Below are 13230 nucleotides of genomic sequence, written 5' to 3'. Positions count from 1 at the left end.
ACATGGAAAGTCAATGGGACGACGCGGCGTTGATGGCCGCCTTGCAGCAGCCGGACGCCTACCCCCACCCGGCGCCGGCAGTACAGGTCATCGAGACGCATATCTCCCGTGTCTTCCTGGCCGGGGACTTTGCTTACAAGGTGCGCAAGCCGGTGCGGTTCGACTTTGTCGACTTCTCCACCGCGCAGGCACGCCGCGACGACTGTGAGACCGAACTGCGCCTGAACCGCCGGTTCGCACCTGCCCTGTATCTGGATGTGGTGCCGATCCTGGCGGGCCCCACGCCCGGCTCGGTGCGCATCGGTGGCGGCGGCATACCGATCGAGCATGCGGTCCGGATGCGGCGCTTCGACCAGCAAGACCTGCTCAGCGCAAGAATCGTTGCGGACCGGCTGGAGCCGGGCCATATCGATGCGCTGGCGCGCAGCATTGCATCCTTTCACCAGGCGCAGCCCCCTGCCGCCCCTTCCGATAGCTTTGGCACGCCGGCCCGCATCGACGCGACGCTTGCGGAGTGCCTGGGCGGCATTGGCCGGCTGACGTCGGCCACGCACCTGGCCAGCCGCGTGGCCCTGCGGGCGCGCAGCGAGGCCACCCGGCTGACGGATGCGTTCCGGGCACGCCTGCGCAACGGCCATGTACGCGAGTGCCATGGCGACCTGCATTTGGGCAACATCGTGCTGCTGAACGGCGTGCCGACCCCATTCGACTGCCTGGAGTTCGACGCCGCCCTGCGCTGGACCGACACCATCAGCGACCTGGCCTTCCCGGTCATGGACCTGCTGCACCATGGCCGACCGGCGCTGGCCTACCGGCTGCTCAACGGCTACCTGGAGCAGTCGGGAGACTACGGCGCGCTGGCCGTGTTGCCCTTCTATCTCGCCATGCGGGCCCTGGTGCGCGCGCGCGTGCTGCTGGAGCGCGGCTGCCAGAAGCACGCCGCGGGCGCGTCCATGGCGCCGGCGCAGGCCGAGGCAGGCAGGCTGCTGGCGCTGGCATGGCGATGCCTCAGCCGCCGTCGCGGGCCGATGGTGCTGATGCATGGGCTGTCCGGCAGCGGCAAGTCCACGGTTGCGGCACAGATGAGCGAGGCCGGGTCGATGGTACGCGTACGCTCCGACGCGGTACGCAAGGGCCTGCACCGCGGCGTGATGCCCGCGGGTGGCTGGTATGCCGCGAGCGAAACGGCACGGACCTACCGACGCCTGCTCGCGGTCTGCCGGCTCGGCTGCCGGGCCGGGTTCCCGATGCTTGCCGACGCGACTTTCCTGGTCCGCGCCGAGCGCGAACGCTTTGCTGCCCAGGCGCGCCGCCTTGGCGTGCCCTTCGCCATCGTCACCTGCGAAGCCAGCCCTGAGACACTGCGCGCCCGCATCGCCGCGCGTGCCCGGGCGGGCGGGGACCTGTCGGATGCCGACGACGGCGTGCTGGCGTGGCAGATGCGTGTCCAGGAGCCGCTGACCGAAGCCGAGCGTGCCTGCGTCGCCTCGCCGGGCAGCGTTACGGGCCCCGCCGCACCCGGCTGCGGCTGACGCCAGAGCTCGGCGCCGCCATCTAAAGCAGCGCCAGCACCCCTTGCTTTCACACCAGGGAAGGCCCCATCGACGCTGCTTGACGGAGCGCAATCCACGGCCGGGGGCAGCGCCTACATTCGTCCATACCGGTGCCATGCGCAGAGCGCTCGCGCCGCTCTTTGCAACAAATGCGAGCTCCCATGGACGAACTGAAGCGCATCCCCTACCAGCCCATCAAGGACCTGCTGCCACGCCCCGCCTCCGGCACGAGCGAGCGGGTCATCGCCCTGCCACAGCCGGACCGCACCAATGGCCTGCCGCTGATGGGGGCGCTGTGGCAGCGCATGAGCACCCGCGAGTTCGACGAGCAGCCGCTGCCACTGCAGCAGCTGAGCGAGCTGCTGTGGGCCGCGGCGGGCGTCAACCGCTCCCAGGGCGGCGGCCGCACAGCCCCTTCGCCGCACGGCGAGGCGGTGATCGACGTCTACGCGGCGCTGCCCGCCGGCCTCTACCGCTACGACCCGATCCACCATTGCCTGGTGCTGAAGCGCGCGGCAGACGTGCGCAGCATGACCGGCTACCAGGACTTCGTCGGCATGGCGCCGCTGGACCTGGTCTACGTCGCCAACCATGGCCGGATGCAGGACGTCCCGCCCAAGCTGCACGAGACCTTCGCTGCCGCCGCGGCCGGCGCCATGGTCCAGAACGCCTATCTCTACTGCGCCTCGGCCGGGCTGGGCGCGGTGGTGCGCGGCTGGCTTAACCGGCGCCAGCTGGCCGAGCATATGTCGCTGAACGAGGACGAGGAACCGATCCTGTCCCAGACCATCGGGCGTCCGGCTCCGCATGACAGCGCGCCGGTCTAGGCATCCTGGCCGGATCGCCACCACCTGACAACAGGAGACACCGACATGATCAAGAACCTCGGCAGTGCGGAACAGATCCGCAATGAAATTCTGCGGCGTCTGCAGGAAAACGCCGACCTCGGCGACACCTGCCGCGACTGCGACATCCCGTTGCCGCAGCGTGTCGACGCAACTGCCAACGGCGGCTGCAACTGGACCATCGACGCCTTCCCCGCTGTCCCGCCGGCATGCCTGGCCACGGTCAAGGCAGTCACGACCGAAATGATGCGCGAGTACGACCTGCGCTAGCCGGTCAGCGCCAGCCTCCCGGCCGCTGCCGGGGGGCGACCGTCGTTTTCGCGGTGGCGGCCCGCCAGGCGCTCAGTTGCCCTCGGCGGCATCCTCCGACTGTCACGCATAAAGCTGCTCGTGCCGGCGCTGGCATGCGGTACAGCGCTTCGCGGTCGGATATGCCTGCAGGCGCGAGAACGGGATCGGCTGCTGGCAATCGATGCAGGTGCCGTACTGGCCGTGCTGCATCCGCGCCCGCGCGGCGGCGATGTCGGCCAGTTGCATGCGGTAGTGTTCCAGCATCGCATCGTCCTGCCGCTGCAGGATTTCTTCGTCGGCAAGGTCGCCCTCGTCCCGCGCCTCACGCTGCGCCAATGGTGTCATCGGCGTGTCGGCGGAACCAACGGCGGCATGGATGCGCGCTTCGTCCGCGTCAAGCTGCGCCGCCAGCGAGACGGTTTCCTGCGCTGTGAGCTTGTTCATGACGGATCTCCTGAACCCGCTGGCGCCTGGAGTGCCAGCCGGATGCCGGCTGCCAGGCGCTCTGCTACGGGAATGCGGTTGGATGGGTGCGCAACGGTGTCGCACGTGACAATGTCGGCCGCGACCGCTTGCAGCCTGTCGGGAAGAGCTTGTCCTGGCGCATGTACGCGAGGTATGGCGCCACCAGTCCGACCCGCACGGCGCCACCTTCCCTGGCTGCGGCAGCGGGCCACAGCAGCGGCACCAGCCTGGCATCCGGACGGTCCAGCGTGCACACGACCATGGCTTCGCAACCGGCCACTGGCTGCAGCAGCCTGCCTGCCTGCCGTGCCCGCGCTAACGGCGGGTGACGGCCAGCGCGACCAGGGCGCCAGCCACGGCCGCGACAGCGGCGACGGAGCCCATGCTCTCCCAGGGATGTGCGTGGACGTAGCGATCCGTGGTGTCGGCCCATTGCGAGACACGCATGCGCGCCGCCTGGCGTTGCTCGGCGAGGCGGCCCTGGAGCGCGTGCAGGCGTGCGCTCAGCTGCGCGCGTGCCTGCGCGGTCTCCACGCCGGCTTCGTCGGCAACATCCCGCAACAATGCCTGTACATCCGCCAACAGCGTGTTGGCATCACGGGCTAGTGCTTCCTTGTGCGGCAAGAGCGCGGCGCGAGTATCGTTCATTTCATTCTCCTTTTCACTGAGTCATCGCCGTGCATCGCACGGCACCATGGAAATCCTGTCGAACTACAAGTTCCCGCCAGCCGCTGCAAAATGCTGGCAGAACCATTTTCCGGCGAGCTCGCCGACCTGTTCCAGCGCACCCGGCTGCTCGAACAGGTGAGTAGCGCCGGGAATCACCTCCAGCCGCTTCTCGCATTGCATCCATGCGGTGGCGCGCGCGTTGAGCTTCAGCACCACCGGATCCGCTTCGCCTACGATCATCAGCGTCGGGGCCTGCAGTTGGCGCAGCGCCTCGTGGCCTGCCAGGTCCACGCGGCCTCCGCGCGCCACCACCGCGTCGATCCGCATGCGCGGCGGCGGCTCAGCGGCGGCACGGATGGCCGCGGCAGCCCCCATACTGGCGGCGAAGTAGCCGAGCCGCAGGTGGCGATCGCGCGTCAGGTGCGCGACCGTGACCGTGGCAGCTTTGAGGCGTTCCCCGAGCAGGGCGATGTCGAATCGCTTCGACCTCCCGGCGTCCTCGTCCGGCGCCAACAGGTCAAACAGTAGCGTGCCCAGGCCCACCCGATTCAGCGTCGCTGCGACCCCGCGGCTGCGCACGCTGTAGCGCGAACTGCCGCTGCCATGTGCGAACAGGACCAGGCCGGATGCCGCTTCCGGCAGGGTAAGGTCGCCTGGCAGCGCGATGTCGCCGATATGGATCCGCACCTGTTCGATGGTGATGTGCTCCATGAGACTTCCCTTCCCCCCTCTTCCTGTCCTTGCCAACGGCCGCGCCACCATCGCGTCCTGTGCCAGTGCACGTTCAGTTCGGTCTCGGCGATGCCGAGGTCCATCGTCAGCGCTCCCCGCAGGCATATTGGATGGGGTTGCCGATGTCCCGCGCCAGTTGCATTTCCTTAGTCGTGCTGACGACGGGGCGCGTTCACACTGTTAAAGCTATGCGCCTGCGCGGCCATCGACTTGGGCTGGATCAAACAATGACCAGACACCTGCAGGCGACACCGCCTACATGACCCGCCGTAGCAGGTCGCGCAATGCCCCTCTTCCACCTGGATGAGACCAAGGCGCTGGAGCCGCTGGAGCCCGGGCATCCCGTGCCCGTACTGGACAGCGACCGGCCGGAATGAAGCGCGCCTGTCACAGGCGCGGGGCGCCACCCCGGGCTTGCGTTGCATCAACGTGCGGACCTGCACGGCAACTACCGTAGTAGCAAGCCCGACCCACTGATTGTCAATGCGGAGTTTTTCATGCCTGCCAGAACACTTATCTTCCACCAAGGCGCGCGCCGCATGATGCTGAGCGGCGTGGAACAACTGGCCCACGCGGTCAAGGTCACGCTGGGCCCGGGAGGCCGCAACGTGATCGTGGAGCGGCCCGACATGGTGCCGCTGGTCGCCAATTCCGGCGTGGTCGTGGCGAAGTCGGTGACGCTGGCCAATCCGTTCGCCGACATGGGCGCCCGCCTGCTCTGCGAGGCCGCGGTGCGCACCAGCGAGATCGCTGGCGATGGCACCACCACTGCGACCACGCTGGCCCACGCGATCGTGGCTGAGGGCGTGAAATACGTCGAAGCCGGCCACGACCCCATGCAACTCAAGCGCGGCATCGAGGCCGCCGGCAAGCTGGTCGCCAGCGCCTTGCTGGAAAGCGCCCGGCCCTGCAGCAGTACCGGCGAGATGCGCCAGATCGCCACGATCTCGGCCAGCGGCGACCAGACCGTCGGCACGCTGGTGGCGCAGGCTGTCGAGCGGGTCGGCAAGGATGGCGCAATCAGCGTGGAGGATGGCTCCAAGCTGGACGACGCACTCGACATCGCCGACGGCGCGCTGATCGATCGCGGCTACCTCTCGCCCTTGTTCGCGACCAACGAGAGCCGTGCCGTCGTGCTGGATTCGCCGCTGGTGCTGCTGTGCGACGCGAACATTGCCGCCATCGCGCAACTGCTGCCGGTCCTTGAGGCCGTGAGCCACGCTGGCCGGCCCTTGCTGGTCATCGCCAACGATGTGGAGGGCGAGGCCCTGGCCACGCTCGTGGTGAACAACCTGCGCGGCGCGCTGAAGAGCTGCGCAGTCAAGTCACCGGGTTTCGGCGACTCGCGCACCGAGCAGCTGGGCGACCTGGCCGCGCTGACCGGCGCCACGGTGGTCTCACCGCAGGCCGGCATCTCGCTCGAGCACGTCACGCTGGAACAGCTTGGCGAAGCCCGCCGCGTGGAGGTCAACAAGGACACCACCACCCTGATCGGCTCCGGTGACGAACGCCCGCGCGTGGCCGAGCGCATTGCCGCCCTGCGCCTGCGCCTGGACGAGGTGCGCTCGGACTATGAGCGTGAGGCGCTGCAGCGGCGCCTGGCCCGGCTGGCCGGCGGCGTGGCTGTGATCAAGGTGGGTGCGGCCACGGAGAGCGCGCTGCACGAGCGCAAGAACCGCTTCCAGGATGCTTTGCACGCCACCCGCGCCGCGGTGGACGAAGGCATCGTCGCCGGCGGCGGCGTGGCGCTGCTGCGCGCCCGCGCTGCCCTCGAAGCCTGGCAGGCACCGAACGCCGAGCAGGCCGCCGGCGGCCACATCGTCCACGCGGCACTGGCCGCGCCGATGCGGCAGATCGCCGCCAACGCCGGTGCGGATGCCGACGCAGTGGTGCACCAGGTATGCGTCGGCTCGGGCACGCTCGGCTACGACGCCGGCACCGAGCGCTATGGCGACATGCTGGAACTCGGCGTGATCGACCCCGTCAAGGTGGTGCGCACGGCCCTGCAAAATGCCGTGTCGATCGCCTCCCTGCTGCTGACGACGGACTGCATGATCGCGATTCAGCGCAGCCCCGCCGGCCAGGGCGATGCCGGCATGCGCACGGGGTCGTCGATGTTCGGCGAAGAATACTGAGCAACGGTGCAGGCCTGAGCTAGCCGGGCCTGACTTCGATCTGGTTGACGACCGCGCTGACGCCCGGTGCAGACCAGGCCGCTTCGAATGCCGCCTCGCGCTCGGCCAGCGTGCGCAGAGTGCCGGTCAGCGTCACCGCGCCATCCCTCACCGTCACGGTTACCTGGTCGGCGTCGCTGGCAGCCTGGCGTGCGATGGCCGCCTGGATCCGTGCCGCCACGTCCTGCTTGTCGGCACGAGGCCGGATGGCGAGCGCATTGGTGACCCCGACCACGCCGAACAGTCCGGCCACGGCGTGCTCGGCGGCGGTGCGCTGGTAGTACCAGTCGACATCGCCGCTCAGGGTCACCACGCCGTGTTCGACCAGGATCCGGATACGGTCGGCCGGCACCGTCGCATCCCAGGACAGCACGTTGGCAGCGGCCCGGGCAATGTCGGCATCGGTGCGGCGCGCATCGTCGGGCAGGTGAACGTCCAGTTCCACGGCCAGCGCCCGCACGCCGGGAATGCGCCTGACGGCCGCTTCCGCCGAGTACTTCTCGGCAAAGGTTCCAAGGTGCCCGGTCAGCGTGACGACGCCGTCCTGGACCTGGACCCCGATCTCGTTGCCATGGACCGCAGGATCCCAGATCAGCGCCTCGGTCACGTCCTGCTGCAGCTGCCTGTCGCCCTTCATGGGTGCCCCCCGCTTGTGCGTGTCTTTACCGCCCTTTCAGGCAAGCCACGACCTCCGCATCCTCGACCTGCGAGAAGTCGCGGTAGAACTCCCCCACTGCCCGGAAGCCGGCCGGCGTCTCCAGGCATACCACCTCGTCGACATAGGGCTGCAACAGCTCCAGCGTCCGCGGTGGCGCCACCGGCACCGCGCAGACGAGCCGCGCGGGCTTCTGCTCGCGGATGGCGTGCAGCGCGGCGATCATCGAGGCCCCGGTCGCCAGGCCGTCGTCCACGATGATGACCTGTCGACCGGTGGCGCGGACCGGTTCCCGGCCCGGCGTGTAGGCGGCGCGGCGCCGCCGCAGCACCTCAAGCTGGGCCGCGCGCTCGCGGTCGATGTATTCGCTGTCGGCGCCTGCCGCGGCGGCATAGGGCGTAAGATAGGTCCACCCGCTCTCGTCTACGGCGCCGATGGCGAACTCCGGGTTGCCCGGTGCGCCGAGTTTGCGCACGAGCACGACGTCAAGGTCCGCGCCGAGCGCATCGGCAATGATGGCGCCCATCGGCACCGCACCGCGGGGCACGGCCAGCACCAGCGGCCGTTTTCCTGCGTGGCCAGCAAGCGCACGCGCCAGTTGTGCGGCGGCATCGGCCCTGTCAATGAATGGCATTACCCCCCTCCTTTGGCTGCCTGGGTGGCGGCTTACGCCGGATAGCCCACGCTCTGGGCCAGGATCACGCGCTGGTCGGGCGCCAGCCGCATGGCAGTGGCCAGCGCGCGGCGGTCCAGCAGCCCGCGCGCCACCGTGGCCAGCCCGGACGCGGCGCAGAAGAGGTAAACGTTCTGGCTGATATGCCCCGTATCCAGCGCGGTATAGAACTGGCGCAGCGGCTTGTCGGTCTCATCGAGCCTGGAGAGCCGGCTGACATAGACGAGATTCAATGGCGCCTCGGCAACATAGTCCTGCAGGCCGGTCGCCGCGCGCAGGTCTGCGCCGACGACCAGCCGAAGGCGCCAGTCCGCCGGTTCAAGCACGTACAGTCCGTCGCGCAGCGCCGCGTACAGGTCGATTTCCTGCCAGTTGCGGGTCGTGGGCGCAGTGCGCAGGCCGGTGCCCGGGCGGTTGACGCCGAAAGCCGCCCACAGCAGGGACGACAGCAGTGTGTCATCCAGGTTCCGCGCAGCAAAGTGTCGGGTCGAGCGGCGCTGCAGCAGCGCCGTCAGCAGCGGCATGCCGCCTTCGGTCTGCGGTGGCGGCAGCTTCAGGTATTCCGCGCCGGCTTCGGATAAAACGATGGGATGTGTCACGTCGTGCTCCGGATCGATGGGGTCGGCAACGCCCCCCTGGGATTAACGTAGGCGGCAAGCCGGCCCTGCCATTTGGGATGGATCAAAGGAAAGCCCGTTTGCTCGCGGCATGTAGCAGGACAGCTCGGTCCCGGCTCCTGATCGGCCTTGCCTCTCCGGGTGTCCGGCCACAATGCGCAGGCCGCCGGCCATGCGACCCCTGCGCTCTGACGAACCCGGCGCGGCTTGGCGATGCCGCGCGCCGCCCGACGCATTGCGCACTCCTTGCGATACGTCAAGCCCCGCCAAGGTTGCCCTCCTAGACTTATCCAGACCTGCGCGCCCCGGGGCAGGCCAGCCGCTTGACTATAGGAGTTCCTCCATGCCAGACCAGACCGATCCCGCCTTCGAACTCGCGCGCTGCGCCGAGCAGTCCGCCCTGCGCATTTGGCTGCGCTGGGAAGAATCGCGCCAGATGCTGCTCAGGCTCCGCCTCAAGGCCCTGGACGAGGACATCAAAGGCACCCGGCAGGCGCTCGCCCGCGTCAACGATGCGCCAGACTGGAACGCCTTCCATGGCCTGCCCGCTCAGATTCTGGCCGCGCAGGTCGAGCGCAACGCCGCACATGCACGCGACATTGGCGGTCTTTACATAGAAATGGCCTCGGCCTTCATGGAGCACCTGCGCGAGTCGACCGAAGCCTGGCAGGACTACCAGCAAAGGGTCATGGTGGAGGGAGGCGGCTACGCGCCCTTTGCGGAATCGGCGCGCGAAATGTTCGACAACGTCGGCCGCCTGATGGCCGTCCCTACCCCAGGCGCGAAGGCCCCGGCGCGCCCCGCCGGCGCGTCACGGAGCTGACGAGATGGCCGGACAACGCATTGCCCTGGTAACGGGAGGCATGGGCGGCCTCGGCGAAGCGATTGCCGTGCGGCTGCTGGCCGACGGCGCGCGCGTCGTGGTGACGCACTCCGTACACAATGACCACGTGGCCCAGTGGCTCGGCACGCAACGCTCCGCCGGCCGCGAATTCACGGCGTTCCCGGTCGACGTGACGGACTTCGCGTCCTGCCAGCGCTGCGTGTCGCAAGTGCGCAGCGAGCTCGGCGACGTCGATATTCTGATCAACAATGCCGGGGTCACGCGCGACCGGACCCTGCGCAAGATGGATAAGGCTGACTGGGACTTCGTGCTGCGCACGGACCTCGACTCGCTCTTTCATATGACGCGGCCGCTGGTTGAGCCGATGTTGGCGCGCGGTTGGGGCCGGATCGTCAATATTTCTTCGGTCAATGCCTCGCGGGGCGCCTTTGGCCAGACCAACTATGCCGCCGCCAAGGCGGGGGTACATGGCTTCACCAAGGCGCTGGCGCTGGAACTCGCACGCAAAGGCATCACCGTCAACACCGTTTCGCCGGGCTACCTGGATACGCACATGGTGACGGACATGCCCGCCGAGATCCTCGAGCGGGACGTGTTGCCGACTATCCCGGTCGGCCGGCTAGGCAAGCCGGCCGAGGTCGCGGCGCTGATCTCTTACCTGTGCAGCGACGACGGGGCCTTCGTCACTGGCGCGAATTTTGCCATCAACGGCGGGCAACACCTGCAATGAGGATCGACGACAGGACGTCACCGCCCAGCCTGTCGGCCATGCCGGAATGCGCGCCGCAGGCCGCCATACCGGCGCAAGTCTGGATGGACAAGCAGATCCGCGCCGGCCTGGCCCGTGCCACCGGGGGCCTGTCGGTGATCTCGGCAAGTCTGGCCGGACTCGACTGGGCGCTGCAGCTCGGCATCTCCCCGGCAAAGATTGTGCAGGCATGGCAGGTGTGGCTGCAGCACAGCATCGAGGACTGGCCACGGCTGTTGCCGACCGCGGCCGAGCCGCCGTCCGTTGACCTCAGCGATCAGCGCTTTGCCGATGCCGGCTGGCAGGACTGGCCTTATCGCTGCTGGCGCGATGCGTTCATGCGCAACGAAGCCTTCTGGGAGTCGCTGACGCAGGATATTGACGGCCTGTCGCGTCATCACCAGCACATCGTCGCCTTCTGCGCCCGGCAATGGCTTGACCTGCTCGCGCCCGGCAATGTTTGGTGGATGAATCCGACCATTGCCAGGACCGCCTCGAGCACCTTCGGCGCCAACTTCCTGCAAGGCGCCCATCACTGGCTGCAGGACGCCAGTGAGCTGTTGTCAAAGGTGCCTGGGCTGCCTGCGGGGCGCCCCGCGCTGGAATTTCTACCCGGGCGCGACGTGGCGCGCACGCCTGGCAAGGTGGTGTTCCGCAACGCACTAATTGAACTGATCGAGTATGCGCCCGCCCTTGGCGCCAATACAGTCTGGCGCGAGCCGGTGCTGATCGTGCCGTCCTGGATCATGCGGTACTACATCCTCGACCTGAAGCCCGAGGATTCGCTGGTGCGCTACCTGGTCGAGAGCGGCCATACCGTGTTCATGATTTCATGGAAGAACCCGGACGCCTCGGCCCGCGACTTCGGGCTTGACACCTATCTGGAGGCCGGGCTTCTGACCGCGCTCAACACCGTGCACGCGCGCTGCGACGGCGCGCACGTCCACGCCGCCGGGTATTGCCTGGGCGGCACCCTGCTTGCCACGGGTGCCGCCATGCTCGCCCGCGACGCCGCCGGCGGGCCACTGGCCAGCATGACGCTCTTTGCGGCAGAGACCGATTTCCATGATCCGGGCGAACTGGGCCTGTTCATCGACAAGAGCTCGCTCGCCACGCTCGACGCCCTCATGTGGAGTCAGGGATATCTGGACGGGCCTCAGATGAAGTCTGCCTTTCAGATGCTGAACGCCCAGGACCTGATCTGGTCGCGCGTAATGAGCGAGTATTTGCTCGGCCAACGTTTGCGCGCCAACGATCTGGTCTCCTGGAACCGCGACACCACCCGCTTGCCTTACCGCCTGCATTCGGAATGCCTGCACAAGCTGTTCCTGGGCAATGAGCTGGCCACCGGCAAGCTGTGCGTGGGCGGACAGCCCGTCGCCCTGTCGGACCTCGACCTCCCGCTTTTCGTGGTTGGCACCGAACACGACCACGTCTCGCCCTGGCGCTCCGTGTACAAGCTGCACTTACTGACCAAGGCTGAACTGACCTTCTTGCTGACCTCGGGCGGCCACAACGCAGGCATCGTGTCCGAGCCGGGCCACCCGGGCCGGCGCTACCATATGCATACGCGATTGCCCGCCGCGCCCTACCTGAGCCCGGAGCAATTCCTCAACGTAGCTGTGTACCGCGACGGTTCCTGGTGGCCGGCGTGGCATGACTGGCTAGTGGCCCACTCGACAGCGCGCTGCACGCGACAGGCGCCGGGCCAGGGGCTCGCGGACGCTCCTGGTACCTACGTGCTGGAACCCTAGCCTCTTGTTCACTGTGCTGCGCCTGGCAACCTTGCGAGCGGGCAAACTTTCGGGTAGCCGGATCGAATGGAAACATGCCGTCGGACACGGGAAATGCCGGCCGACGCCTAAGGAACTCATTCCAGAAACCCCGCGCAAGCTGGTGGAGTGTTCGGTTTTGTCCCACATCCCGCTCCCTGGCAGCAGCCGAACCGCACCGCACCTCACTTCATCGCATCGCCGAGGCGCTGCGGCAATATCAGTGCGACATCAGGACCGGCACTGTCATCGACTCAAGCAACGTGCGGGTGACACCGCCAAGGACCAGCTCGTGCACCCGGCTGTGCCCGTAGGCCCCCATGACGATCAGGTCAGCATTTCGGTCCGCGGCGTGTGAGAGTAACATCTGGCCGACGTCTTCGCCGTCTTCCGCTCCAAACGTGCAAAGCTGCACCGCCACGCCATGCCGACCCAGCCAGTCCACGGCATGCTGAGGCGGCGAAACCCATGTCCCCTTCAGAACCCCAGACGGTGTCCACGAGACCACCTCCACAGTGCCCGCGCGCTGCAGGAGCGGAAGCGCATCGCGGATGGCCCGCGCCGACTCGCGGCTGCCGTTCCACGCCACCATGATGTTCTTGCCAACGCTCGGGAACCGGCCCGCATACGGAACCACCAGCACCGGCCGCCCGCATCCCAGCACAATGGATTCAACAAAGCCGGGCTCGGCGTAGGCGGCTTCATCAGTGGGATCGTGCTGTCCGAGGATGACAAGATCCGCCCGATGCGCCTCTGCCTGGACCGTTGCCGCCGTGGCCCAGTCCGGCGCCCGCCATTCCGTAATGACGGTTACCTCGTCCGTTGCGCCCATCAGGGCGTGACGGGCCCGCTCGCCGACCTGATGCCGCCATTCGGTGTAAGAGGCAAGATTGCGGTCACCGTCCACCAGGTAGCGCACGGCGGTGGGATCCGGCTTGCCGACGGCTAGCAGGCCAACCAGCGTGGAATGAAACTCCAGCGCCAGCCGGGTGGCGAGGTGCAGCCGGTCGTACACGCGGCGGCCGGCATCGAGATGAACCAGGATCGTTGCGTAGTCCATGGATTGACTCCATCAGGCAGCCCCGGACGGAGCTTTTCTTGAATCTATATCGCCACCCCGCCCCGGATTTGTCGTGCATCAAGCCGTCTTCGTGTCCGCGCTACAGGCAATACCGCTGGCACCAGGTACGAG

General features: G+C 67.8%; 15 protein-coding genes. 7 read left to right on the top strand and 8 right to left on the bottom strand.

Annotated features, from left to right (window positions below):
* Positions 1 to 2: 2 nt before the first annotated feature.
* The 3 genes from C265_RS21320 to C265_RS21310 all read left to right on the top strand — a co-directional run bounded on the left by C265_RS21320 (position 3) and on the right by C265_RS21310 (position 2668).
* A complete protein-coding gene (locus C265_RS21320) occupies positions 3 to 1532 on the top strand; it encodes a bifunctional aminoglycoside phosphotransferase/ATP-binding protein (protein WP_010809971.1) in 1530 nt (509 codons plus the stop codon).
* Between the two features lie 182 nt (positions 1533 to 1714).
* A complete protein-coding gene (locus C265_RS21315; protein ID WP_010809970.1) occupies positions 1715 to 2380 on the top strand; it encodes a SagB/ThcOx family dehydrogenase in 666 nt (221 codons plus the stop codon).
* A 45-nt stretch (positions 2381 to 2425) separates the two neighbouring features.
* Positions 2426 to 2668, top strand: coding sequence for a hypothetical protein (locus C265_RS21310; protein ID WP_010809969.1), 243 nt, complete (start codon positions 2426 to 2428; stop codon positions 2666 to 2668).
* A 102-nt stretch (positions 2669 to 2770) separates the two neighbouring features.
* Here C265_RS21310 and C265_RS21305 read toward each other — a convergent pair whose 3' ends face one another.
* The 4 genes from C265_RS21305 to C265_RS21295 all read right to left on the bottom strand — a co-directional run bounded on the left by C265_RS21305 (position 2771) and on the right by C265_RS21295 (position 4534).
* Complete coding sequence (locus C265_RS21305; protein ID WP_010809968.1) at positions 2771 to 3133, bottom strand: TraR/DksA C4-type zinc finger protein; 363 nt, start codon at positions 3131 to 3133, stop codon at positions 2771 to 2773.
* Positions 3134 to 3197: 64 nt separating this feature from the next.
* Positions 3198 to 3587: a ribose-phosphate pyrophosphokinase-like domain-containing protein gene (locus tag C265_RS33230; protein ID WP_144062262.1), complete on the bottom strand. Its 390-nt coding sequence runs from the start codon at positions 3585 to 3587 to the stop codon at positions 3198 to 3200.
* On the bottom strand, positions 3470 to 3802 hold the full coding sequence (locus C265_RS21300; protein WP_010809966.1) for a YqjD family protein: 333 nt from the start codon (positions 3800 to 3802) through the stop codon (positions 3470 to 3472). The genes C265_RS33230 and C265_RS21300 overlap by 118 nt, the downstream gene beginning before the upstream one ends.
* A gap of 63 nt (positions 3803 to 3865) precedes the next feature.
* Positions 3866 to 4534, bottom strand: a complete 669-nt coding sequence (locus C265_RS21295) for a dienelactone hydrolase family protein (RefSeq protein ID WP_010809965.1) — start codon at positions 4532 to 4534, stop codon at positions 3866 to 3868.
* 518 nt (positions 4535 to 5052) lie between these two features.
* On the opposite strand from C265_RS21295, the gene groL reads away from it, so the two are divergent.
* Positions 5053 to 6690 (top strand): chaperonin GroEL, encoded by a 1638-nt coding sequence (gene groL / locus C265_RS21290; RefSeq protein ID WP_010809963.1) that lies wholly within the window; start codon positions 5053 to 5055, stop codon positions 6688 to 6690.
* A gap of 19 nt (positions 6691 to 6709) precedes the next feature.
* Here groL and C265_RS21285 read toward each other — a convergent pair whose 3' ends face one another.
* From C265_RS21285 to C265_RS21275, 3 genes are read right to left on the bottom strand one after another with little or no spacing between them, the layout of a single operon-like run.
* A complete protein-coding gene (locus tag C265_RS21285) occupies positions 6710 to 7366 on the bottom strand; it encodes a BON domain-containing protein (RefSeq protein ID WP_010809962.1) in 657 nt (218 codons plus the stop codon).
* Positions 7367 to 7391: 25 nt separating this feature from the next.
* Complete coding sequence (locus tag C265_RS21280; RefSeq protein ID WP_010809961.1) at positions 7392 to 8018, bottom strand: phosphoribosyltransferase; 627 nt, start codon at positions 8016 to 8018, stop codon at positions 7392 to 7394.
* A 32-nt stretch (positions 8019 to 8050) separates the two neighbouring features.
* Entirely contained in the window at positions 8051 to 8656 is a 606-nt protein-coding gene (locus C265_RS21275) for a nitroreductase family protein (RefSeq protein ID WP_010809960.1), read from the bottom strand.
* A 361-nt stretch (positions 8657 to 9017) separates the two neighbouring features.
* On the opposite strand from C265_RS21275, the gene C265_RS21270 reads away from it, so the two are divergent.
* From C265_RS21270 to C265_RS21260, 3 genes are all read left to right on the top strand, one after another.
* Positions 9018 to 9497, top strand: coding sequence for a hypothetical protein (locus C265_RS21270; protein ID WP_010809959.1), 480 nt, complete (start codon positions 9018 to 9020; stop codon positions 9495 to 9497).
* A gap of 4 nt (positions 9498 to 9501) precedes the next feature.
* On the top strand, positions 9502 to 10248 hold the full coding sequence (gene phbB, locus C265_RS21265) for an acetoacetyl-CoA reductase (protein ID WP_010809958.1): 747 nt from the start codon (positions 9502 to 9504) through the stop codon (positions 10246 to 10248).
* 83 nt (positions 10249 to 10331) lie between these two features.
* On the top strand, positions 10332 to 12020 hold the full coding sequence (locus C265_RS21260; RefSeq protein WP_246840237.1) for an alpha/beta hydrolase: 1689 nt from the start codon (positions 10332 to 10334) through the stop codon (positions 12018 to 12020).
* Between the two features lie 238 nt (positions 12021 to 12258).
* Here C265_RS21260 and C265_RS21255 read toward each other — a convergent pair whose 3' ends face one another.
* On the bottom strand, positions 12259 to 13098 hold the full coding sequence (locus C265_RS21255; protein WP_010809956.1) for a universal stress protein: 840 nt from the start codon (positions 13096 to 13098) through the stop codon (positions 12259 to 12261).
* Positions 13099 to 13230 lie beyond the last annotated feature (132 nt).

The organism is Cupriavidus sp. GA3-3 (assembly GCF_000389805.1).
Taxonomy (GTDB): domain Bacteria; phylum Pseudomonadota; class Gammaproteobacteria; order Burkholderiales; family Burkholderiaceae; genus Cupriavidus; species Cupriavidus necator_D.
This window is presented reverse-complemented; position numbering and strand designations above follow the sequence as displayed.